This window comes from Pedobacter sp. 05T44, from assembly GCF_056395985.1.
Genome location: NZ_JBFTKO010000007.1, coordinates 109,460 through 132,726 on the forward strand (window position 1 = coordinate 109,460; position 23,267 = coordinate 132,726).

The window sequence follows — 23,267 nt, forward strand, 5'->3', positions numbered from 1 at the left end:
GTAGGTTTTAAGTTTTAACGAACAAAGGCATTTGCAACGCCCCCATCCACATTCAATACATTACCTGTTGATTTATTCATTAGTCCGCCAACAAAAGCAAAACATGCATTAGAAATATCCTCAGGCAATATCACTTCATTAAGCAAGGTACGCTTTGCATAGAAAGCTGGCAACTCTTGTACCGTAATTCCATATGCTTTAGCTCTGCCTGCAGCCCATTCGCCTTCCCAAATCTTACTGTCTGATATTACAGCATCAGGGTTAACTGTGTTTACGCGGATATGATCTGTCCCAAGTTCAGCTGCATTTAATCTGCTTAAGTGTAACTGAGCAGCTTTTGCAGATCCATAGCCCGCGTTGTTTGGTCCTGAAACCAACGCATTTTTGCTAACTATATTCAATACATCGCCACCAATAGCCTGTTTACGCATTACCTCTACTCCAGCCTGAGTAACTAGAAATTGGCCCTTTACCAGAATATCATATAAAAGGTCCCAATCTTTTTCAGTATGCTCTTCAATAGGTTTTGAAATAGAGATACCGGCACAATTTACCACTATATCTACCCCTCCAAATTCCAGACTTGCTTCTTCAAAAGCATTTTTAATGCTTGCTGAATCAGTCACATCTAATATTACTGCAGTATAAGCATCCTTACCGAACTCATTGTTAAAGCTGTCGTTCGCTTTTTGCAGCCTGCCTGCATCATTATCATTGATTACAGCACATGCACCTTCTTCTATAAATTTGCGGGCAATGGCTTTACCAATACCGCCGGCGCTGCCAGTAATGAGGGCTACTTTACCCGAAAGTGGTTTTGGTTTAGGCATTCTTTGCAATTTTGCCTCTTCCAAAAGCCAGTATTCAATATTGAATGCTTCCTGTCTCGGTAAAGAAGTGTATTCAGATATGGCTTCAGCGCCTTTCATTACATTGATGGCATTAGTATAAAACTCGGCAGCAACTCTGGCAGTTTGTTTATCCTTAGAGAAAGAAAACATTCCTATTCCAGGATATAATATAATTACCGGATTAGCATCACGCATCGCCGGACTGTTATCATGTTTACAAGAATTATAATATTCGGCATACATTTTACGATATGCTTCAAATTCAGGGGCCAATCTTTCTTTCAGCGCTTTAACATCACTGATGTCTTCATTAGGAGCAAGTTTAAGTACAAGCGGACTTATCTTAGTGCGCAGAAAATGATCAGGACAACTTGTTCCAAGTGGTGCTAAACGATCTAAATCATTAGAGTTAATAAACTCCAGCACTCTTGCATCATCAGTAAAATGACCAGCCATATGGTTTTCACTTGAGCAGAATCCTCTTAAGACAGGAGCAATAGCAGCGGCTTGCTTACGCCGTAGATTTTGTGCGGCGCTTTCAATTTTCTGACCTCCAAATACAGGTTTTTTCTTACCGTAGTTGGCTTCAAGATATTCGGCACATTTTTCTATTACTTCAAGTGTATTGATATAACTTTCGAAGGCTGTATCTCCCCAGGTAAACAGCCCATGCGAGCCTAACATAATGCCTCTTATGCCTGGATTGTCATCTAAACATTTACGCAATTGCAATCCAAGCTCAAAACCTGGTTTTTGCCATGGCACCCAGCCAATTGTTCCGTTAAATAATTCTTTAGTGATACGTTCACCATCTTTAGCTGCCGCTATTGCAATGGCAGCATCGGGATGCAGGTGATCTATGTGTTTAAAAGGTAAAAAACCATGTAATGGCGTGTCAATAGATGGAGCTTTAGATTTCAGGTCATATATGCAATGGTTAAATAATTCAACCATTTCATCTTCATGTGCAAGTCCTCTGTAAATATTTTTAAGATTTCGCAAGCTATCCACATACAATGCAGCTAAACCGCTTTGTTTCAATGTACCTAGATCTCCTCCGGATCCTTTAACCCACATTACCTCGGTATCCTGCCCGGTTAAAGGGTGCTTTGTAATTGCCTTACAAGAGGTATTGCCACCTCCGTAATTTGTAAGTCTTAGATCAGCACCTAGTAAATTTGAACGGTAGATTAACAATGCAACCTCATCACCAGCCAGTTCTGCAGCCTTTGCATCATCCCACAAATAACTTACATGTTTAAAATCAGTTGTTCTAACAGTCATAAAAATATTTCATTAATTAAATTTGTATTTACTTGATTGAGTTTCCGTAGCCAACAATTAGCACAGAAATAATAATAATAGCTATACCTGCTATCACGGTCCCGAAAGTTTTCTTCTTAACTCCCGACCATTCCTTTAATGCAAGACCCCAGGCGTTAGCAATCAGAATGATAAATGCCATGTGCAGTATCCATGAACTGGCTCCGTTACCTAGTTTACTTTCGCCCATTCCATAAAAGAAGAATTGCAAAAACCAAGTGGTACCTGCCAGCGCAGAAAATATGTAGTTCTTTAAAAGAGGTGTCTCTTTGTTGGTATAATCACCAAAAGTCTTGTTACGGAAATTCAAGATCATACACCAGATCAGGTTGGTAGTTAACCCTCCCCATAATATGAGGATATAGGTTACATTGTTCTGGAAAAGGAATTCGCCCTGCCCCGGATGTGTGCTTTTCCAAATATCATTTGCGGCATTGGCCATGTCTTTTCCGGCATCAATACCAAAGGCAAAACAAGCACTAAGGATACCTGAAATGATAGATACAGTAAGGCCCAGACCAATTTTGTATTCGTCATTAGATGGATCGGCTTTACCTGCCGCTACCAGGTCTTTTTCTTTCATGCCACCGGCCTTGCCACAAACTATAATTCCGATAACACAGATTGCTAAACCCAGTAAAACCATTTGCCCCCATTGGCTGTTCAACATATCTGTTAAACTATCCTTGCCCGGTTTTGGATTAAAATTATAATATACAGAAGGGATTATTGCTCCGAAAACAGAACATAATCCAAGAATAATAGAGCTTCCTAATGATACCCCAAGATACCTTACACCCAAACCATAAGTTAAGCCACCTATTCCCCATAAGGCGCCGAAAAAGTAAGTAAGTAATAAGATTTTACCGTTTGTTGCAGCAATGATATCTGTAAAACCGGGAATAGTAAGCCATGCTGCAAAAGGCGGCACAAGCAACCATGAAAAGATACCACCTACAATCCAGTAACTCTCCCAGGCCCATCCCTTAACCTTCTTATAAGGAATATAAAAACTACCAGAGGCAAAGCCTCCTATAAAATGGAAAATGACCCCGAAAATTACTTGCATACTTATTGAACTTTATATTTGGTTAAAATAATAAGCCTAATTTATACAAGTAGATTTTTAAAACTGTCATGTACTATCATGAAGAAGTACAAATAAATTCGTTACAGTCTAAAAAAAATTAGATTGATGCTCTGCGGGTATAGTAAAAAGGTACTTCGATATGGCGCCTGGAGTTATCCAGGATAAGATTTGCAGCCACTGTACCCATAAATTTAAAGTCAGTTGAAATAGTAGTAATACCGTTTAATAATATTTTCTTTAAAGGGGTCTCATTGTAAGATATTACGCCTACATTCTTTCCTATTTTATATTTCATACTAATAAGCCGTTCTAATAAAATAACCAGATCGGCTTCCATTAAATTAATAAAAGCTTCTCCTTCGTTTATTGGCTCAATAGATATATCACTTACTACATGATGAGAAAAGGCATACTGCTGACAAAAGCGATGGAACCCATCTAAAATCTCTTTAGGGAAATAGCTTTTTTTAGGGAAAATGATTTTTAGTGTGTGGTATTTGCTGAGCTCATTACGGGCCTGTTCCAAAGCGTCGTAAATATTCTTTTCAAAATTCTCATAAGCCGCAGCATAGTCGCCATCAACCCCTTTTATTTTTTTATCCAGTAAAACCAGTTTTTCTTTTGGAATGGTATTGATGATATCTCTGGCATATTCCTCGCCTTCAATAAAATGAGGAATGATCACATAGTGAGAATATTCTTCTTTTTTATCGGTCAGAAATCGTTTAAAAAGCCTGAAATCATTGTTATAGATATAAAAATCTACAGATACATCCTCACCCAATGCAGCAATAAATGCATCGTAAACAATCTTTTTGTGTGCGCTAAGTTTATTGAAAAGCAGAAACACCTTTAGTTTCTGCTTAAAATCTATATTGGCAATATAATAGCCTTTACCCGGAACGGAATTAATTACACCTATGTTTTTAAGGTACTTGTATCCTTTTTCAGCGGTGTCACGCGAGATCTCCAACTTATAGCTCAACTCATTAATAGAAGGCAATAAATTGTCTTTCTTTAATTTACCCAGCTCAACGGCTTTTATAATTGCACTGGACAGTTGCAGATATTTAGGCGTTGCAGAATACTCATCAATATGAATAAAATCAAAAAACTTAGTCTTCATCTTTCTAAAAGTAAGTAATTTAATGCAATTGGTCCATACCAGACAAATAACTGCTATTTGATTTCAAACTGATATTTACCTGCTCCAATGTTTGTTTTGGCAGCAACAGCTTTTCCATCTTTAAAGGCCTTTTTCCCCTCTGTTAATGGGAAAGTAATTGTAGCACTTGAATTTGCCGGAATAGTTACGGTATAGATTACAGCATTTCCTGATCTTTTCCATGAAGATATGATCTTACCATAAGGACCGTCGTGCTCTGCCTCGAAATGTTCTAACCCTGAAACGAAATTAGGACGAAGCTGAATATTCTTAAATCCCGGTTGTTGTTCATCAGGGTGAATTCCACCCAAACCTTTAAAGAACCAGCCACCTATTTCGCCAAACATCATATGGTTTAAAGAAATGTCTCTTTCGGCTTTTATATCCCAGTTTTCGTATAAGGTAGTTGCTCCATTCACAATCCACCATCCCCATGAAGGGTAGGTATCCTGAGCTGCAAGTTTATATGCTGTTTCGGCCTGACCATTGTCACTCAATGCATTTAATATTGCTTTTGCACCCAAAACACCCACGTCAAGGTGCATTCCATCGGCAGCAACTCTTTTAGCAAGGTTCTCTGCAACTTTTGTAATAAGCTCTTCAGGTACCAATCCCCATTGCAGGGCAACACTTAATTCAGTTTGTACACCTGATGCATAAATGCCCGTTGTGCGGTTTAAATACTTATCGTTTATTGCCTTTTTAATTTTCTCTGCAAGGTTGCTGTAATAGCTATAATCGGCCTGCTTACCAAACATTTTTGCAGCCTTTGCAAGGATAACTGCATCTACATAGTAATAAGTAGAAGAGGTATATTCCAATGACGATTGTGATTTAACAGGCACCCAATCGCCTCTGCCAAAGGTTGTTAATCCTGCAGGACTAATTTGCTCTATGTAATTCACATACCGTTTAATGCTGTTGTAAGAATCTGAAAGCAACTTACTATCGCCATAAAACATGTATATATTCCATGGAATTATAGCAATTGTACTTGTCCAGTCAGTTCCATTTGCCGATCCATAACCCCATCCACCTGTAGGTATAATATCAGGAAGTACGCCATTTGGTTGTTGTTCGTCCCTGTGGTCGGCAAGCCATTTTTCATAAACTGTAATACCGTCAAAATTAAACAGGCCTGTTTCAACAGCAAAGTGTCCATCGCCAGTCCATCCATTCTTTTCTCTTTGCGGACAATCGGTAGGATATCCCATTAGATTAGACAAGTAAGAATTGTTAGTTGCCCACCATAGTCGATCAATTAGCTTATTTGAAGAGCTTATTTTACCTGTCGGGGTAACATCACTGTGCATAAAGTAACCGGTGATGCTTTCTTTGGTTAATTGTACCGGCTTACTGCTGATCACCTCAACATACTGGAATCCTTTGTAATTGAACTTAGGCATAAACTCAAGTTCTCCTTTACCTGATAAGGTAACGATATCTGTTTGAAAAGGATCGGTATTATCTTTAGGGCGATAGTAAACATCAATATTAGATAGGTCTAGCCTTCCGTTAGCATGCAAGCGTTCGCCATGCTTAATACGAATAACAGTGCCTTCCTCTCCGCTTACTTTAATTTTTGTAACTCCAGAGATATTGCGGCCCAGATCAAAAACATATACAGTGTCGTTAACCTTTTGCATTGTTTTAGAAGGAATTTCTTCGACATTACGAATTGGCTGCATAACCTGACTTACAACATTATTGGACGGGGCAGCTCTAAGCGAGATGCCATTCCACTTTTTATCATCAAAATCTGCAGTATTCCAACCCGGTTGCTCCTTGCGTGCATCATAATGCTCGGCAGTGTAAATATTGTTGAGTACTATCGGACTTGAACTTGTTTTCCAGTCGCCCCCGGAAGTAACCACATCAACAGTTCCATCTTCATAGGTGATTCTTAAATCCAGACAAAAAGTAGGTCTTGCTCTCCAGGGTGCCTTGTCAAAATTCCATACCGCAATAGATTGATGGTTATACCATCCATTACCAAGTAAAACACCAACAGCATTTTTACCTTTTTGAAGTTGGGCAGTAACATCGTAAGAAACATATAAGTTACGTCTGTCGAAACGGGTGTACATAGGGTCAAGTCTATGGTTCCCTACTTTTTTCCCATTTAAATATAATTCGTACAAACCAGCAGCAGCAATATATGCCCTTGCAGATTTTATTTTTTTAGAAGGTTCAAATACTTTTCTGAAATATGGAGCCTCGCGTTTATCGATATCGTTACCATCACTGATCCAGGTACCTTTCCAGTTGTCGACTTTCATCATTCCTGTTTCGAAAGTTGCTACCCCGCCAGATGAAGCTGGTTTACCATCTTTATCCCAAAGCTCAACAGACCAGTAGTATTTAGTGAACGGCTCTAAGGTTTTGCCTTTATAATTAACAAGATTTGCAGACGAGGCTACTTTGCCCGACTCCCACGAAAGGCCCCTTTTTTTTGCTACTTCTGATGAATCTTTACCTACAATAATTCTATAAGCAGTTTGTTTAGCACCCTGACGGGTATCTGTCATCATCCACGACAAGCGCGGATTTAACAAATCTACCCCAATTGGGTTTATTAAATGTTCGCATTGCAAACCTGAGGGTTTAACTTCATTAGAGTATGCTTTTTCTGCCATAGAAATGGTGAAGAGCATCAGCAAGAAAGAATAAAGAAATTTCATTAGAATATAATTCAGGTAAAGTTTAGTGTGTTTACAATGTTAATTTTCTTAGTCATTTTCAGCAACCTGTACTGTCCTGCTCAAAATACAGAATATTTATTTTATTAATTTCTATAGGAATACTAGATTATTCTTATATTTGTCGCAGCAAATGGTTCTTAAAACTTCCTGCTTATCAAGAAAGACTGAGGGATTGGCCCTATGATGTCTTAGCAACCTCTACAATTTATTGTAAAAGGTGCTAATTCCAATTCGCTGCAAAGCGGAAAAGATAAGATTAAACAGCGCAATGCTCCTTATCAATCATCATAACCAAATCTAATTCTGTTCGCGACAAAGTATGTAAGGGATGACCTAAACTATAAATGTATAAAAACATGACACAGAAAGTACACCAAAAAGAAATGCGCTGCTCATCTCCATCTCATTACCCTTCATCTGGTCTTATGATCACTCAAAAACGAATGCACTGTTGCTCTATTTAATGCAACCCAAAGAATTTATTATACACCCATTTATTTAATTCACATGTTAAAAATATACAAAATTTTTGCAGGGATTCTTATATCCTTTTTTTTCCTGCAAACCGTACAGGCACAATCTGTTAAAATAACAGGTACTGTTACCGGAAACCCCGACGGGGAGACTATTCCAGGAGCATCAATTACCATAAAAGGTAAAAAAAGCGGAACAACTACAGATGGCAGCGGTAAGTTTTCTCTAGCTGCAGATGTTAATGATGTACTTAGTATATCTTATCTTGGATATACTACAAAAGAAGTAACCATTACCGCAGCTACAACTACATTAAATATTGCGCTTGATGTTTCGGCAAATGCTTTAAGTGAAGTTGTTGTTACAGCCCTTGGGATTTCTAAAGAAAAGAAATCGTTGGGATATGCTGTTCAGGAATTAAAATCTAAAGATATTGCTACCGCAAAAGAAACCAATATAATCAACTCTCTGGCCGGAAAAATTGCCGGTGTGCAAACTACAAATAGCCAGGGCGATATGGGTTCATCAAGAATTATTATTCGTGGTGAAACCTCTATATCAGGTAACAACCAACCCCTCTTTGTAGTGGACGGAGTACCCGTTGATAATTCGCAGAATCTAGGTATAGCTGGATCAAGGGATTTTGCCAATACCATTTCGGATATTAATTCAGAAGACATTGAATCAATCAGTGTACTTAAAGGTCCAAATGCAGCAGCACTATATGGATCACGTGCAGCAGCAGGTGTTATCCTTATTAAAACCAAAACTGGCAGAGGCCAAAAGGGTTTAGGTATCAGTGTTAACTCCAACGCTACATTTTCAAACCTATTGACCTTACCGGATTATCAAAACTCATTCGGACAAGGTACAAGCGGCAAGTTTAGCTTTGTAGATGGAAAAGGTGGAGGTGTAAACGACGGTGTAGATGAAAGCTGGGGACCAGCATTGGATGGCCGTTTAATTCCTCAGTTTAACTCTAAAGGTGTTGCTGTTCCATTTATTGCTCATCCAGATAATGTTAAGGATTTCTTTGAAACAGGTTTTGCGCTTAATAATGGTATTGCCATTGCAGGCTCTGGAGAAAAACAAGATGTCCGTTTCTCTTACAACAACCTTACGCAAGGTGGTATACTGCCAAATTCTTCTCAGGACAAGAATTCATTATTATTGAATACCACGTACAGAATCACTCCTAAATTAACTTTAAACGCTTCTGCAAATTATATAAAAAGCAATGCCGATAACCTTCCTGCCTCAGGCGGAAAACGTGCAACTGGCCCGATGCTTCAATTTACATGGTTTGGAAGACAGGTAGATGTTAGTCAGCTTAAAAACTATAAAGACGAAAACGGAAACGACTTTAACTGGAACAATAGTTACTATAGTAACCCTTATTTCATAGCCTATGAAAATACAGTTGGTCAGAAACGTGATCGCATTATTGGTAATGCAGAATTAAATTATAAAATTACAAGCGCACTTTCAGCCAACTTCAGGACAGGAAATGATTACTATACAGACCGTAGAAAGATCAAAATCGCTTATGGAACAAATGGTACCCCATTCGGTTCATATGAGGAAGATGCATATACGGTTAATGAAAATAATACCGAAGGTCGTTTAGAGTTCAATAAGAAACTGAATTCAGATTTCTCAATAGATATTTTGGGTGGCGGAAACATTAGAACTTCAACTTTCGAACAAAACGATCAGAAAGCGACCAAGTTGGCAGTAAACGGCTTATATACCTTGAGCAACTCCAGAGATCCATTGGTATCTTCAAACGTTTACACCAAACTTAGAACCTATAGTTTATTTGGATCCGCTCAGTTGGGCTTTAGAGATTATGCATATCTGAATTTAACAGCACGTAACGACTGGGATTCCAGTTTACCAAAACCGAACTTATCTTATTTCTACCCTTCTGTTAATGGAAGTTTAATTCTTACAGAAGCTTTTGATATTAAAAGCGAGGTGCTTAGTTTCGCTAAACTAAGAGGAGGCTGGTCTAAAGTAGGAAAGGCAACAGACCCTTATCAACTGATCAATACCTATAGCTTCACTGCTCCATTTGATGGAAATCCACAACAATCAGTTAATACGATCGACCTTAATCCAAACCTTCTGCCAGAAATCACCAAATCGACTGAGGCGGGTGCCGAAATTGGGTTGTTTGATAACCGCATCAAGCTGGATCTAAGTGTGTACAATACAAACAGTATTAATCAGATTTTAAAAGTTGATGTAAGTTCAGGAACAGGATATACACAAAAACTTATTAATGGCGGAAGTATCAATAACAAAGGAATAGAAGTTCAACTAGGTTTAACCCCTGTTAAACTTAAAGACTTTAGCTGGGACATCAATTTAAACTATTCACGTAATCGCAGTAAGGTTACAGAATTGGATAAAGAAGGACGCATTAGCAGCTATACAATTGGTACCAGTGGAACGCTTGATGTATTGGCAGCTGTAGGCCAGCCTTACGGTACTTTCTTCGGAACTGCCTACCAGCGTGATGCTGCCGGACAAATTCTGGTAAGCTCTGATGGTACTCCGGTTATCAATCCTGAAAAACAAATTCTTGGTAAGTTTACACCAAACTGGATAGGCGGAATTACGAATAACTTTACTTACAAGAATTTCAATTTGAATTTCCTCGTAGACGCCAGAATTGGTGGTAAGGTATTCTCTGGTAGTAACGCTACAGGAACTTATACGGGTGTACTGGCAAGTACAATGAGAGGAAGAAATGCTGAAAATGGCGGACTTACCTATACCTCAGGAGGAACAACATTTAATGACGGGATGATCTTTGACGGCGTTCTGGCTGATGGCACTAAGAACAATAAAATCATTCCTGCAGAAGAGTATTACAAAGCTACAACCAATGCAGATGAGCAATTTGTTTACAGCGCTTCTTATATCAAATTAAGAGAAGCTAGATTGAGCTACAACATTCCTTCGCAATGGGTTAAAAAGATCGGGTTACAGGACGCTACTTTCTCAATAGTGGGACGTAATCTTTGGATCATCCATAAAGATGTACCAAATATTGACCCTGAAACTGCATTCAACACAGGAAACGCTCAGGGTCTGGAGGACCTAACTCTTCCAACAACAAGATCATTTGGTTTTAACCTTAATTTTAAATTCTAGACATCATGAAATTCAAATATATTCCAATCCTTTTTTCTGCAATTATAGCAACGGCTTTCACTTCGTGCAAAGACGAGCTGGCAGATATCAACAAAAATCCCAACGCTGCAGAAAACCCCCTTCCTGATTATTTGCTAACAGGTGCTATAAAGAACACTGCTGATGCATACTGGGGAACTAACAATATTAACTCAAGTCTGCTATTTGTTCAGCACTGGTCAAAAATACAGTATACTGATGCCGATCGTTATATTTTTTCTAATACCGATCTTCAGGATTTATGGAACACCGGATATACAAAAGGTATTACCAATCTTAACAAACTGATTGAGCTAGCCGATGCACAACAAAACACCAATTACAGAGGCGTAGCTAAAGTATTAAGATCATGGACATTTCTATTGTTAACAGATGCTTACGGAGATATACCCTATTCTCAATCTATCCAGATCAAAAAATTCGTAACTCCAGTATATGATACCCAAAAAGATGTTTATTTCGGATTACTTAATGATTTGAAATCTGCACAAGCTGATCTCGATCTGAATGGTAAGGCAATTGCAGGTGACATCATTTATGCTGGTAAGATAGATCGCTGGAAAAAATTCGCAAATGCATTAAGGCTGCGCATAGCACTCCGAATAGCCGACCGTGAACCAGAGAAAACCAAATCCGTGTTGGCAGAAATTGCAGCAGAAGGTGGCGCCTACATTAGTAGCAATGCTGAAATAGCACAATTGGTATATGTTGCTTCTCCTAATCAAAACCCGATAAGTAATACATTTGACACACGTAACGACCATAGGATAAGCAAAACAATTGTAGATAAATTGAGGAGCTTAGGTGATCCGCGTTTGCCAATATTTGCCAGCCCTACTAAAGATGCGACGCCTGAAACTTATGTGGGCGTTCCAAATGGTTTGCTAACCAGTGATGCCAACAGCCTTGGTTTAAATAAAACTTCTAAACCCGGCACTTACTTCCTTGCTCCTTCTGCACCTGCGGTTATCATCAGCTATGCTGAGGTATTATTTGATCGTGCAGAGATAGCAGCGCGTGGTTTTAGCAGTGAGGATCCGGCAGCTTTGTATAAACAAGCCGTTGAAGAATCATTAAGGCAATATGGGGTTACAGAAGGTGAAATCACTACATATACAAACCTTCCTGCCGTAAAGTATAACGCTGGTAATTACAAAAAATCTATTGGTGACCAAAAATGGATTGCTTTATTTGGACAGGGACTAGAAGCCTTTGCTGAGTGGAGAAGATTGGATTATCCGGAACTTACTCCTGCCGTTGCAGGTACATTAGGCGGAAAACTACCTGTAAGATTTATATATCCAGGACGTGAACAATCGCTTAACGGGACAAATTATAAAGCCGCAGTAGCAAGACAAGGTGCGGATATATTAACTACAAGACTGTGGTTTGACATAAAATAATATCAAATACCTTTAGCAAGGTAATAAAAGAAAAAAGGCCGGTATCATTAATCATGATACCGGCCTTTTTTCTTTTATTAAATTTTACTTTCAAAGTGATAACTACCAGATCCAATTTCTTTAGTTGTATCTGGCAATACGATCTTAGCTTTGGTATTTGCTGGTACCGTAACATCAAGCTTTAACAATCCATTTTCCAATGTCCATGCTGATTTTACCGTGCCATATACAGTTTCTAATTCTGCCGATGCGTTAGTTATTTTTCCACCTGGTTTCGGCGCAATAACAATAGACTTATACCCTGGCTGATCAGCTACCGAATTTATTCCTGCAATTGTTCTATACATCCAGTCACCTATAGCACCATAAGCATAGTGATTATAAGAGTTCATATCAGGAGTTTGAAAAGATCCATCAGGTTTAATACCGTCCCATCTTTCCCATATCGTAGTAGCGCCCATTTTTACAGGATAAAGCCACGAAGGATAGCTTTCCTGCATTAAAAGATCGTAAGCAACATTGTTGTGTCCAAATCTGGTCAGTACATGGCATAAATAAGGTGTACCCAAAAAGCCGGTTGTCAGGTGATTTCCATAGTCGCGGACATTAGCAACCAGGCGTTCAGCGCATGGCGCTCTCAGTTCTTCGGGCAGCATGTCAAAATGAAGAGCTAAAACATAAGCGGTCTGCGTTCCAGATACCAATCGGCCAGTTGGCGTCATGTACTCCTTCACAAATGCTGCTTTGATCTCAGCAAGAAGTGCGGTGTATTTAGCTACATCATCCTGTTTACCTAATACTTTTGCCGCATTGATCAGCAACTGTGTAGAATGCGCATAAAAGGTCTGCGCAATCAAATATTTATCGGTTACTGCAGCCCTGCCATCATTATCATCATTCGGACGATAGAACAGCCAGTCGCCAAAGTGGAAACCTGAATTCCAAAGATTGTTCTTTGCAACGGATGAAATATAACCCACCCATTTCTGCATACTTTCATATTGTGTTTCCAATATCCTGCGATCACCGTAAGCAACATACATATCCCATGGAATAATTGTAGATACATCCGCCCATCCTGCAGATGCACCATCATTTGGTCCTAATACATTTGGGATCACATGCGGGATCAGGCCATTAGGTTGTTGATCTGTTTTTACATCTTTTAACCATTTGGTAAAAAATCCGGCAACATCCATATTATAAGCTGCTGTATTGGCAAAAGCCTGTGCGTCTCCTGTCCAGCCCAAACGCTCATCGCGCTGCGGGCAATCAGTCGGTACATCTACAAAGTTTCCTTTTTGCCCCCATTGGATGTTGTGCTGTAATTGATTCAGCATGGCATTAGACGTCGAAAACTTGCCTGTTGTTTCCATATCCGAATACACAGCAACTGCGGTTAGGTCCTCAGTTTTCAATTCTCCTGGATAGCCTTCTACCTTCACATATCTGAATCCCTGAAAAGTAAAATGAGGTTCAAAAACCTGCTCTGTATTTTCCTTTAATATATAAGTGTCCTGTGCCTTTGCAGATCTCAGATTTACCGTATAAAAGTTACCCTCTTTTGTAAGTACCTCTGCATGGCTCAAAGTGATCTTCGTTCCTGCAGTACCTTTAGCTTTAAGCATAACCCAACCCACCAGATTTTGCCCGAAATCCACTACTGTCTCTCCTGCTGGCGTTTTGAAAACTTTAAGTGCTTTAAATTGCTCATGTTTCCTTACCGGCGGACCACTCATAGCCACCAGCTTTTCAGTACCTTTTTCCATTGTACCAACTGCAGTCCATGCAGCATCTTCTTTAAAGCCTGTATTGTTCCAGCCGGCTATTTCCATCCTGGCATCATAGATCTCACCATCATAAATGTCCGAAGCCATAATTGGTCCATAGGTATATTTCCAGCTCTCATCTGTATTTATCGATTCCTTGGTACCATCAGTGTATTCCACCTCTACCTGCATCAGCAATCCGCGTGTATCACCATAAAAGTTGTGCTGATTTCCAAAACCGATTCGCCCTTTGTACCATCCATTTCCTAGACTTACACCCAATACATTAGCTCCACTTTTCAAAGCAGCAGTTATGTCGTATACCTGGTATTGCAGGTGATCTTTATAACTGGTCCATCCCGGTGCAAAATAGGTATCGCTTACGCGCTGACCATTGATGTTGGCTTCGTACAATCCTTTTGCAGTAATGTAGGCTATAGCCGATTTGACTTTCTTTTGTAAGGAGAATTCCTTTCTAAAAAGCGGGCTTCTTGCAGAACTATCTTTTCCCGCTACGGTGATCCATTTTGCGGTCCAGTCTGTCGGAGCAATTCCCATTTGAAAGAGACCAGGTTCAGACCAGGCAGATGTATTGCCGTGATTGTCTTTTACCCTAACCTGCCAATAATATCTCTTTTTTGATTGTAATTCTGATCCTGCATATTCGATCAATACAGATTGATCTCCTGTGGTAGATCCTTTCCAGACAAGATCCTTACCTGCATTCACTGAGGCCTTACTAGTGCCTACTCTAATTTCATAAGAAGATTGTAAGGTATTTTTTACTGTTGAAATGATTTTCCAGCTAAACCTGGGTTTTGGCGTTTCAATAGCCAGTGGATTTTTAAGGTGCTCAACCTTAAGGTCATTTACACTTAATTTCTGGGCAAGGGCCGTAAGGTTAACGGCAAACAAAAGCCCAAATACTGCACATTTCTGCAGCAACGTCTTAATACATGGTCTCATATTTGATTAATAATGAGTTGCCCGGAAATCCTAAGCAACTCACTATTATCCGTAATTAATTTGACATAAGTGTCATGCACTATCCTGTCCTTAATTAATTACTGGTCTACAAAACCATAAACCTTACCGGCTACAGTTTTAAAACCATATTTATAGCCATTTTCGTCTTTGCTGTTTTTCACAGCAAAAACTGCCTTTAAAGCATTTGGAACACGAAGATTGCAATCTCCGCCAGATAACGATTTCACAGAGAGCTTAACGATCTTTCCATCTTTCCATTGCAGATCAGTAATTTCAAAATTACCTCTTGCACGCAGACCTTTTACACTTCCACTAGTCCATTCTTTGGGTAAAGCAGGAAGCAATTCAATTTCTGAAGTTTGACTTTGAAGCAACATCTCCGCAACACCAGCAGTATAACCAAAGTTACCGTCTATCTGGAAAGGAGGATGTGCGCAAAACAAATTCGCATAAATTCCACCACCTTCATTATAATCAACACCAGAACCACCTACAAGTGTAATAAAGTTCTTAAGAATCAGATAAGCATGATCACCATCATGTAACCTTGCCCAAAAGTTCATTTTCCAGGCCATAGACCAACCAGTTGAGGCATCGCCACGTGCAAGTAAACTTACTTTTGCAGCTTTTGTTAGCTCTGGTGTTTCAGTCGTACTGAACTGTCTGCCCGGATGTAGACCAAAAAGATGAGATGCATGTCGGTGGTTATCCTTTGGATCATCACGATCTGTTTCCCACTCCTGTAACTGTCCCCATTTACCAATTTTGGGTTTTAACAGGTGCTCACGCATATCCATTACTTTATCTCTATAAGCTTTGTCAACGCCTAATGCATCAGCAGCTTCAATATAATTGGTAAACAGATCATACACGATTTGCTGATCGTACGAAACACCGTCTTCAGTAGGTCCATGTTCTGGCGACCAGCCCTTTGGTGCTACCAAAGTGCCATCATCTCTACGTTTCAAATAATCATCCCAAAACTCCGTGATCTCTTTTAGTATCGGGTAACCAAAGTTTTTAAGGTAAGCTTTGTCTCTTGTAAATGCGTAATGTTCCCAGATAGACTGTACATACCATGCACTACCTGGTGTGTTCCATAAAAAGCTTTCGCCACCAAAAATGTTGTTTTCCGTTTTCACAGTCCACCCACGTACCCCAGGATACTCCTTTTTGGTATTTTCCTTTTTCACTTCGCGCATACTGTTTATGTAATCCAGATATGGAAAATGAGATTCAGAAAGATTGGTAGGCTCTGCAAGCCAATAATTCATTTGTATATTAATGTTCGAGTGGTAATCAGACCGCCATGGCGGGTTGTTACTTTCGTTCCATAAGCCTTGCAAATTGGCAGGCAAGCCCCCTTTTCTCGATGAGTTGATTAACAAATATCTTCCATACTGAAAAATAAGTGCCTCCAATTGAGGATCTGTTGCTTTCTTATAATTAATTATCCTTTTATAAGTTGGAAGCGACAGCGTTGCTGCCGGGGTAGCACCCAGGTTTAACGACACTCTTCCGAATAAATTCTGATAATCTTTAATGTGATTGTTTAGCAACAGCTGATAGTTTTTAGTTGATGCCGCCGCCAAAATCTGTTTAACTTTAGCATCAGGATCCTCACCTTTCCATTGTTGATCACGCTTATTGCTATAATCAGTTGCTGCTGAAAGTAAAATAGTAAATGCATCTGCCTTATTAATATTTAATTGAGATCCACCTTTACCATCCGATTCTATAACTGCAGATCCACCTTCTGTTTTTACCAATAAAGTAGCGCTGTATGCCATTCCATTTTCAAGTTTCCCAGCAATGGTTAACCTTGTTCCATCAGCGGTAACTTTTGCATCATGAGCATCCCTAAGTTGTATAGTAGCCGAGGATCCTGCCTTTTTATTGGCAGTAAAACGCAACACCATTACCTTATCAGGGAAACTGCAAAAGTACTCACGTTTATAGGCAACGCCATTGTCTGTGAAAGAAATTTTCTGAACAGCTTTGCTAATATCAGTTTCTCTGCGATAATCAGCAGGAACAGCGGCCTTAGCATCTTTGTCTTTAAAATTGATGTACACATCACCAAATGCTTGATAAGCACCTGTATTTGTTTCGTCCCCGGTCCACAAACTAATTTCATTAAATTGAATGTGTTCTTGTGAGATTCCGCCAAATACCATCCCGCCAATTCTTCCATTTCCCATAGGGAAAGCTTCTGTCATCCATTCTTTGGCAGGCTTATTATCCCATAGTTTTAAGTCCTGTGTGGGTTGCGCTACTTTCTTTACCTGAGCAGTCAGACTAAGCTGAAACAGCAGGAAAATAAAAAGTGCATAAATTTGTTTTTTGTGTGGTTTCATTTTGTGATATACAGGTTTGGTTAAAAAGTGTTTTCAATGATACTTAAATAAAGCACATAAAAATTCAGCAATTCTTACATCATCTTAAGGGATTTTAACATAAAACAGGTAATGATCCCTGAGATTAGCTGTACTTTTTAATCACCAATCCTTTTGTAAACATACTGTCTGTCGGCATTTATAAGGAGTTGCATTTTTCGTTTTTTGCCTGAGAATACAGCATCAACCGGATCGTTCTCATTTACAAAGAACTTTTCATTTGCATAGGGTTTTAGTTCAGTAACTCCCTTTTTCCGAATCATTGTAACTATGCCCGTTGTTACGGTTATCTTCAAGGTATCGTTGGCAAGATCATTATAATAGGAGCCCTGATAAGTATCCAGCAGTTCCTGATCTACCGGAACTTTAGCGTACTTAAACTTTTTGATGCCCAGCAACCAGGTATATAAACTATCGGTATTGTATGCTGAAGTCCAGCTGTCGTGGCCGTCTTCCGGAAAAATAGTGAATTTAACATCCGGATTTATAGGTTTTAGTGCATTAACCATATCCTGACTTGCTTTAAGCGGAACAACATTATCCTTTCCTCCATGAAAAACCCAAACAGGTGTATGCCTTATTGCCCAGACTTTGGAAACATCCCCCCCTCCACAGATCGGCACAACTGCGGCAAACATCTGAGGATATTTCATTGCCATATCCCAACTGCCATAACCACCCATACTTAAACCCGTTAAGTACAATCGATCTTCATCAATTCTATACTTTTTCTTAATATCCTTCATTAAACGCATTAAATCTGTGCTTTCCCAGCGTTCTCCTTCTGGCACCTGGGGCGACACTACAATGAATGGAAACTTTTTCCCATCGGCGATCAATTTTGGTAAACCATTTACTGCAACCTTGCTTACATCATCTCCACGTTCACCACTGCCATGTAAAAATAATACAACAGGGAATTTTTGTTGATCATCTTTATTATAATTTTCCGGTAAATAAAGGAGATACTTTAATTCGTTGGTATATTTTTCCTGGCTTTGCTGGGCTAATAAAGCACCACAAAACAGATTGAAAACGACTAAGAAGACGAATAAGAATTTCATATTGAACAAATTAATAATCAGACTCTTAATATACGAGAATGTTACTAAATTAACCAGTTAGTTAAAGCTAAGATTTTATCTTTTTTATAGAAGCGATATCTCCAAGATCTTTTTTTCTTCCCGAGGCTTCTTTATTTTTTATGAACTCGGTTACGTTAATAAAGTTAACTTTAAGATTATCAACCTCGCCATCCACTCTATTTATATAAGCTTCATCAAATTCAACACCGGATATTGCATTTAGGATATCAATCCGTAAGGGTGGATATCCCAATTGAGTAACATAATTTTCCTTTAAAAAATCTTGTTCAGTTAAACCTAATGATCCAAAACCAAAATCATTCAATACCTTAATCATTCTTGATGCATTTTTGGCGCTTGGTTTAATCCAAATATCTAAATCTCCGGTATGTCTGGGGCGACCATGGTACGCAAGTGCATGGGCACCCACTATCATATAATCAACCTTATGAAGATTGAGCAATTCTATAAAATCAATAAAATCTTGTTCGAAGATCATAATTTCCTTTGTTGAACTACTTTTTCAATTTTTTCGGGAAATTTACCATCTGCCCAAGTAAAATAGTTTTTTCTCAAGCGACTAACTTCAGATAATCTCTCGGAAACTGTTCTGCTAAGCCAAAATAAAACATCGAGACTGTCTTCGTCTTCCATTTTGACCTGATTAACTACCATGGCTATTTTTCTACTGTGCTCCATATCTTAAGACTACGATGAAATCACTAAAAATTGATATCCTCATTACAAAAATAAGAAAAAAACAAGACTGTTTTATATCTATATATGCCCTATCTCAGTCTACCTAAAACATTGATAGTTGCTCATCTCTCGATTGAGAGTTGCTTTGAAAAACAAACTCTCCAATTACTACAAATTGGCCTTCGTTCACACGAACACGAAGAACTATTCTATCGCAAATAAAGTTTAGATTTACTTTTGTATCCATAAACAGATCTCTTGCCAAGGATAATTGTTCGTGGTTTAATCTCCTACCTATTGATATATGAGGGTTATAACTTCTATGAGTCAACTTAACTTTCATACCTTGTTGAATCCTCTTCATACATTGTTTAAGTATAATCTCTGACTCCTTATCTGGCAATATGCATATTACTCCATTTTCATATACATCAATACGATCAAATGTTAAATCCAAAGGCGGTTCAGAAGTACAAAGCTTAAGCAATTGACTTTTAATAGCTAACAATTCTCTTTCACCAATTACATTAAACTCACATATTGTTATGTGAGCCTTTGAATTTCTACTGCCATACCAACCAGCTACGGATGCCAGCTCATCTTTCATAGCCTTCACCTTTTCCATTACTGAGAGAACAGGATATATCGCTACTGAATAAACAGAAATTTCACTCATATCTATAATAAAGATAAGAGATTACTTCTTACTCCTTGCCTTATATCTTCTGTAAGAAACAAAAGCCAAAGCAAAAACTACCGCCAGCGTAATATACACCCACGACGGAATTGGCACAGGATCACCTTGCGCATACGAATGCAAACCAGTCAGGTAGTAATTAACCCCGAAATAAGTCATGATTATACTGGAGAAACTTAACAGCGACAGCAAATTAAACAAGTACTTACTTCTTAAGCCCGGAATTAAACGAACGTGCAGTACAAACGCATAAACAATAACCGAAATAAACGCCCAGGTTTCTTTCGGGTCCCAGCTCCAATAACGGCCCCAACTCTCATTAGCCCATACACCACCTAAAAACGTACCAACAGTAAGTAAAAATAAACCTACCGTTAACGACATTTCATTCACAATCGTTAGCTCAGTTATCGAAGCTTTAACCTTTGCACTGATTTTATTGTTATCAATTACATAAAGTATCAATACAACTGTACCCATCAATGCACTTAAGCCAAAGAAACCATAACTAGAAGTAATAATTGCTACGTGAATCATCAACCAATATGATTTCAATACAGGAACCAGCGGAGTAATCTGAGGATTCATCTGAGAACCACCGTGTGCAAAGCCCATCAAAATCACAGCAATTAAACAACCCGCAGCAGGTATAAACGCATTACTGTTTCTATACATTAGTAAACCGGATAAAACACCTATCCAGCTAATAAACAATACCGCTTCATAACCATTACTCCAAGGCTCATGCCCCGAAATATACCAACGAGCTCCTAAACCAACCGCCTGTAAAGTTGCTGCAATGCCGATAAGTATCAAAACTACCTTAACCAGTGTATCAAGTGATTTAGAATTCTTAAATAGCTTCATGAAGGCAAGTGAAAGTATCACTACCCCTAGAATGGCATAAGTAATCATCAGATTCAGGAATATATTCCATGAGTTATAACTGATCTCCCATTCTACTTTCGACTGTGAAGGCACTACATTCTTACCATATTTCTGTTGCGCTTCGCCAATATCTTTCAGTGCTGCATCGGCCGAAGACCAGTTACCTGATACCTGAGCGTCGTTAACAGCTTTAACATAACGGCTAATAGCACTTGGTTTAACGGAAATACTATCTAAATCACTTATAGTCATAGCAATCCAGGTATTATTCGCATCACCAATAATTGGAGAAACACGTAAATACTGCCCATAAACCAATTGCTCCATAGCCTGTAACTTATCATTCAGATCAATTACATCTTTATCGTAGCTATTTTGTTCAGCAGGTTTCTTAGCAAATGCCTTTGCATAATCGTCTTTTAATCTGAATTCAGCAGTCCCGTCCGAATTAATCTTTATCAAATTTACCATCGAAGTATAACCTTCGGGAGTAGCGCTCACAGTTTTAAGCAATTCAGGCCCACCCTTAGTATTTACTTTAATCAACGGAACGTTGATCCAGTTGAAAGGCATTGTCGAAATAGATAAGAAAAACTGGTTTGCATTTAATGTATAAAAACGATCCTTGCGATGTAATTTCCTAAGGATTTCCAGTGCCATCGTATTAACAGGTTCAATCCGGCCATCAATATTTTGCACCAATAAATGGCCAAACTTATCGGCATGAGTCTCATCTATTTTAATAGATGAAGCAAATTGTACCGGGTCTAAGGTTTTAGTAGGCAAAAACAGTTGCGTATCATTATGCTCATGTTTATGTTCTGGGGCAGTACCATTCCCAGGCACAACGTTGTGCTCATTATCGTGAACCTCACCATTTTCATGAACATGAGTAGTTGCGCCATCAGTACCATGCATATCTATCTTCTGACTAAAAGCCGCACCGACAGGCAAAAAGAAAAGCAGCAACAACAATGTTTTCGATTTAGAGATTGTTTTCAATTGCTCATTCAATTTCGAAAAATGAGTCCCTTTCCAGAATAGCGTAACAAACATGCCTAAGAAAAGTAAAATATAACCAATATAAGTAACGTTGGTACCCAACTGATCATGATTTACAGATAGAATCGTCCCCTTTTCGTCCTCATCAAAACTTGCCTGAAAAAAGCGATAACCAGAATGATCCAATACATGGTTCATAAATATTTTATATGGTGTTTCTCCAGCCTCATCCAAAATCATGACATCAGAAGAATAAGAAGCCGGACTATTACTACCCGGATATTTTTCCATCTTAAAATCTACCAATTTAAGCGAAAACGGCGTTTGATAGATCTTAGATCCATAAGCCAAGGAAATCCTCAAACCGCCAACTTCACTTTGATGTTGAAAATTTGTCATCCCTTTTCCACCGTAAAACGACACCGTATCCACAGCGGTTGGTGTAGTAATTTGTACTTTCACTAAATCCAGATCATGCTCATGAGTCCTTTTATCACCCTCAAAATAAATGATGTGGCCTGGTATTGCAGGCTCAGGAACAACAAAGGCAAATCCACCATAAGTGTATAAGCTTCTTAAATTGAAGGGCTGAGGAACATTATTTCCAACAACAGGTTTTCTTTCCTGGGTAGCCATAATCATATAATTACCCTCGTAAGGAGAAGAAATCTGAAGTGCACCGCTTGCATCACTTATATTGATGGCACCCGGTGTTTCTTTGTTAAAAGAAACCAGCATGTTCTGCATCAGCTGCACACCACCCGTAGGAATATATTTATTTACACGTTTACCATTTTCAAGTACAACAAGATGTAAGGTTGGTTTACCAGTATCACCGCGCACCAATGAATCCTGTGCCCTTGCATAAAAATCAACAACCTTTAGCTTAACACGCTCTCCATTGTAATCGTACTCAGAAGTAAATGTCTTTTTAAAAGGCTTTAAATACATAGGAATGCGGCTAGAAGTTAAATTAGCAGGCACATCATCATATGCCAATGCCGCATCACCCTTACCTATCTGTACCTTAATAAAGGTCTTATCCGAAATAATGTCTTTACTTGTTTCGCCTTCGCGGATATGCATTGATCCTTCAAAACTTATATATCTTGTGATATAACCACCAATAAAAATAAGCACAAATGCGAGGTGGAATACCAATAGAGGCCATTTCTTACGTTGCAAAAGTTGGTATCTGCCAATATTCCCAATAAAGTTCAATACCAGGATTAGCATAATCAATTCAAACCACCAGCAGTCATAAATTAGCGCCTTGGCAACAGATGTTCCATAGTCATTTTCCACAAAAGTGGCCATGGCCATAGAAAAAGCATAAAGCAACAACATCACACCCGTGGTACGGGTTGAAAAGAGAATTTTACCTAACCTGTTAGTCATTATTAATGTTTCTTTTTTATTTCTACCAATAAGATTTTCTGAATCTTACCTAAAAAAATGATTTGCGTATTATAATTGGTGGCAAAGATGCCCCTAGCAAATCAAAAAAAATAAGGGTAATTGAATTTATGGCAAAA

At 38.7% G+C, this 23,267-nt stretch carries 13 protein-coding genes and 1 riboswitch; of the genes, 2 read left to right on the forward strand and 11 right to left on the reverse strand.

Annotated elements, in window-relative coordinates:
* Positions 1 to 14: 14 nt before the first annotated feature.
* The 4 genes from AC1DDK_RS13205 to AC1DDK_RS13220 form a co-directional block, all read right to left on the reverse strand.
* Entirely contained in the window at positions 15 to 2,135 is a 2,121-nt protein-coding gene (locus AC1DDK_RS13205; RefSeq protein WP_337716413.1) for a bifunctional aldolase/short-chain dehydrogenase, read from the reverse strand.
* 28 nt (positions 2,136 to 2,163) lie between these two features.
* Positions 2,164 to 3,243, reverse strand: coding sequence for an L-rhamnose/proton symporter RhaT (rhaT, locus tag AC1DDK_RS13210; RefSeq protein ID WP_337716411.1), 1,080 nt, complete (start codon positions 3,241 to 3,243; stop codon positions 2,164 to 2,166).
* 118 nt (positions 3,244 to 3,361) lie between these two features.
* Positions 3,362 to 4,390 (reverse strand): GntR family transcriptional regulator, encoded by a 1,029-nt coding sequence (locus tag AC1DDK_RS13215; RefSeq protein ID WP_048907015.1) that lies wholly within the window; start codon positions 4,388 to 4,390, stop codon positions 3,362 to 3,364.
* Between the two features lie 53 nt (positions 4,391 to 4,443).
* Positions 4,444 to 7,110, reverse strand: coding sequence for an alpha-L-rhamnosidase (locus AC1DDK_RS13220; protein ID WP_337716408.1), 2,667 nt, complete (start codon positions 7,108 to 7,110; stop codon positions 4,444 to 4,446).
* Positions 7,111 to 7,279: 169 nt separating this feature from the next.
* Positions 7,280 to 7,388: riboswitch (SAM riboswitch) on the forward strand.
* A gap of 250 nt (positions 7,389 to 7,638) precedes the next feature.
* On the opposite strand from AC1DDK_RS13220, the gene AC1DDK_RS13225 reads away from it, so the two are divergent.
* Positions 7,639 to 10,767 carry a SusC/RagA family TonB-linked outer membrane protein gene (locus AC1DDK_RS13225; RefSeq protein ID WP_172659524.1) on the forward strand — a complete coding sequence of 1,043 codons (3,129 nt, stop codon included), beginning with the start codon at positions 7,639 to 7,641 and terminating at the stop codon, positions 10,765 to 10,767.
* A gap of 5 nt (positions 10,768 to 10,772) precedes the next feature.
* On the forward strand, positions 10,773 to 12,209 hold the full coding sequence (locus AC1DDK_RS13230) for a SusD/RagB family nutrient-binding outer membrane lipoprotein (RefSeq protein WP_172659523.1): 1,437 nt from the start codon (positions 10,773 to 10,775) through the stop codon (positions 12,207 to 12,209).
* 77 nt (positions 12,210 to 12,286) lie between these two features.
* Here the strand turns inward: AC1DDK_RS13230 and AC1DDK_RS13235 are convergent, their stop codons facing one another.
* From AC1DDK_RS13235 to AC1DDK_RS13265, 7 genes are all read right to left on the reverse strand, one after another.
* Positions 12,287 to 14,944: a glycoside hydrolase family 78 protein gene (locus tag AC1DDK_RS13235; RefSeq protein ID WP_172659522.1), complete on the reverse strand. Its 2,658-nt coding sequence runs from the start codon at positions 14,942 to 14,944 to the stop codon at positions 12,287 to 12,289.
* A gap of 98 nt (positions 14,945 to 15,042) precedes the next feature.
* The gene (locus tag AC1DDK_RS13240) at positions 15,043 to 17,322 is read right to left on the reverse strand and encodes a glycoside hydrolase family 95 protein (RefSeq protein WP_337716405.1); all 2,280 of its coding nucleotides are present in this window, start codon (positions 17,320 to 17,322) and stop codon (positions 15,043 to 15,045) included.
* 137 nt (positions 17,323 to 17,459) lie between these two features.
* A complete protein-coding gene (locus tag AC1DDK_RS13245) occupies positions 17,460 to 18,425 on the reverse strand; it encodes a carboxylesterase family protein (RefSeq protein WP_337716403.1) in 966 nt (321 codons plus the stop codon).
* A gap of 67 nt (positions 18,426 to 18,492) precedes the next feature.
* Positions 18,493 to 18,945 carry a hypothetical protein gene (locus AC1DDK_RS13250; RefSeq protein WP_246269397.1) on the reverse strand — a complete coding sequence of 151 codons (453 nt, stop codon included), beginning with the start codon at positions 18,943 to 18,945 and terminating at the stop codon, positions 18,493 to 18,495.
* Complete coding sequence (locus tag AC1DDK_RS13255; protein ID WP_246269395.1) at positions 18,942 to 19,100, reverse strand: hypothetical protein; 159 nt, start codon at positions 19,098 to 19,100, stop codon at positions 18,942 to 18,944. The genes AC1DDK_RS13250 and AC1DDK_RS13255 overlap by 4 nt, the downstream gene beginning before the upstream one ends.
* Positions 19,101 to 19,248: 148 nt before the next feature.
* Positions 19,249 to 19,821: a 2'-5' RNA ligase family protein gene (locus AC1DDK_RS13260; protein WP_172659519.1), complete on the reverse strand. Its 573-nt coding sequence runs from the start codon at positions 19,819 to 19,821 to the stop codon at positions 19,249 to 19,251.
* A 21-nt stretch (positions 19,822 to 19,842) separates the two neighbouring features.
* On the reverse strand, positions 19,843 to 23,130 hold the full coding sequence (locus tag AC1DDK_RS13265) for a cytochrome c biogenesis protein (RefSeq protein ID WP_337716401.1): 3,288 nt from the start codon (positions 23,128 to 23,130) through the stop codon (positions 19,843 to 19,845).
* Between the last annotated feature and the right edge of the window lie 137 nt (positions 23,131 to 23,267).

Bases quoted from the DNA above. Each gene is read 5' to 3' on its own strand.
- AC1DDK_RS13205 (WP_337716413.1), bottom strand. From the start codon at position 2,135: ATGACTGTTAGAACAACTGATTTTAAACATGTAAGTTATTTGTGGGAT.
- rhaT (WP_337716411.1), bottom strand. From the start codon at position 3,243: ATGCAAGTAATTTTCGGGGTCATTTTCCATTTTATAGGAGGCTTTGCC.
- AC1DDK_RS13215 (WP_048907015.1), bottom strand. From the start codon at position 4,390: ATGAAGACTAAGTTTTTTGATTTTATTCATATTGATGAGTATTCTGCA.
- AC1DDK_RS13220 (WP_337716408.1), bottom strand. From the start codon at position 7,110: ATGAAATTTCTTTATTCTTTCTTGCTGATGCTCTTCACCATTTCTATG.
- AC1DDK_RS13225 (WP_172659524.1), top strand. From the start codon at position 7,639: ATGTTAAAAATATACAAAATTTTTGCAGGGATTCTTATATCCTTTTTT.
- AC1DDK_RS13230 (WP_172659523.1), top strand. From the start codon at position 10,773: ATGAAATTCAAATATATTCCAATCCTTTTTTCTGCAATTATAGCAACG.
- AC1DDK_RS13235 (WP_172659522.1), bottom strand. From the start codon at position 14,944: ATGAGACCATGTATTAAGACGTTGCTGCAGAAATGTGCAGTATTTGGG.
- AC1DDK_RS13240 (WP_337716405.1), bottom strand. From the start codon at position 17,322: ATGAAACCACACAAAAAACAAATTTATGCACTTTTTATTTTCCTGCTG.
- AC1DDK_RS13245 (WP_337716403.1), bottom strand. From the start codon at position 18,425: ATGAAATTCTTATTCGTCTTCTTAGTCGTTTTCAATCTGTTTTGTGGT.
- AC1DDK_RS13250 (WP_246269397.1), bottom strand. From the start codon at position 18,945: ATGATCTTCGAACAAGATTTTATTGATTTTATAGAATTGCTCAATCTT.
- AC1DDK_RS13255 (WP_246269395.1), bottom strand. From the start codon at position 19,100: ATGGAAGACGAAGACAGTCTCGATGTTTTATTTTGGCTTAGCAGAACA.
- AC1DDK_RS13260 (WP_172659519.1), bottom strand. From the start codon at position 19,821: ATGAGTGAAATTTCTGTTTATTCAGTAGCGATATATCCTGTTCTCTCA.
- AC1DDK_RS13265 (WP_337716401.1), bottom strand. From the start codon at position 23,130: ATGACTAACAGGTTAGGTAAAATTCTCTTTTCAACCCGTACCACGGGT.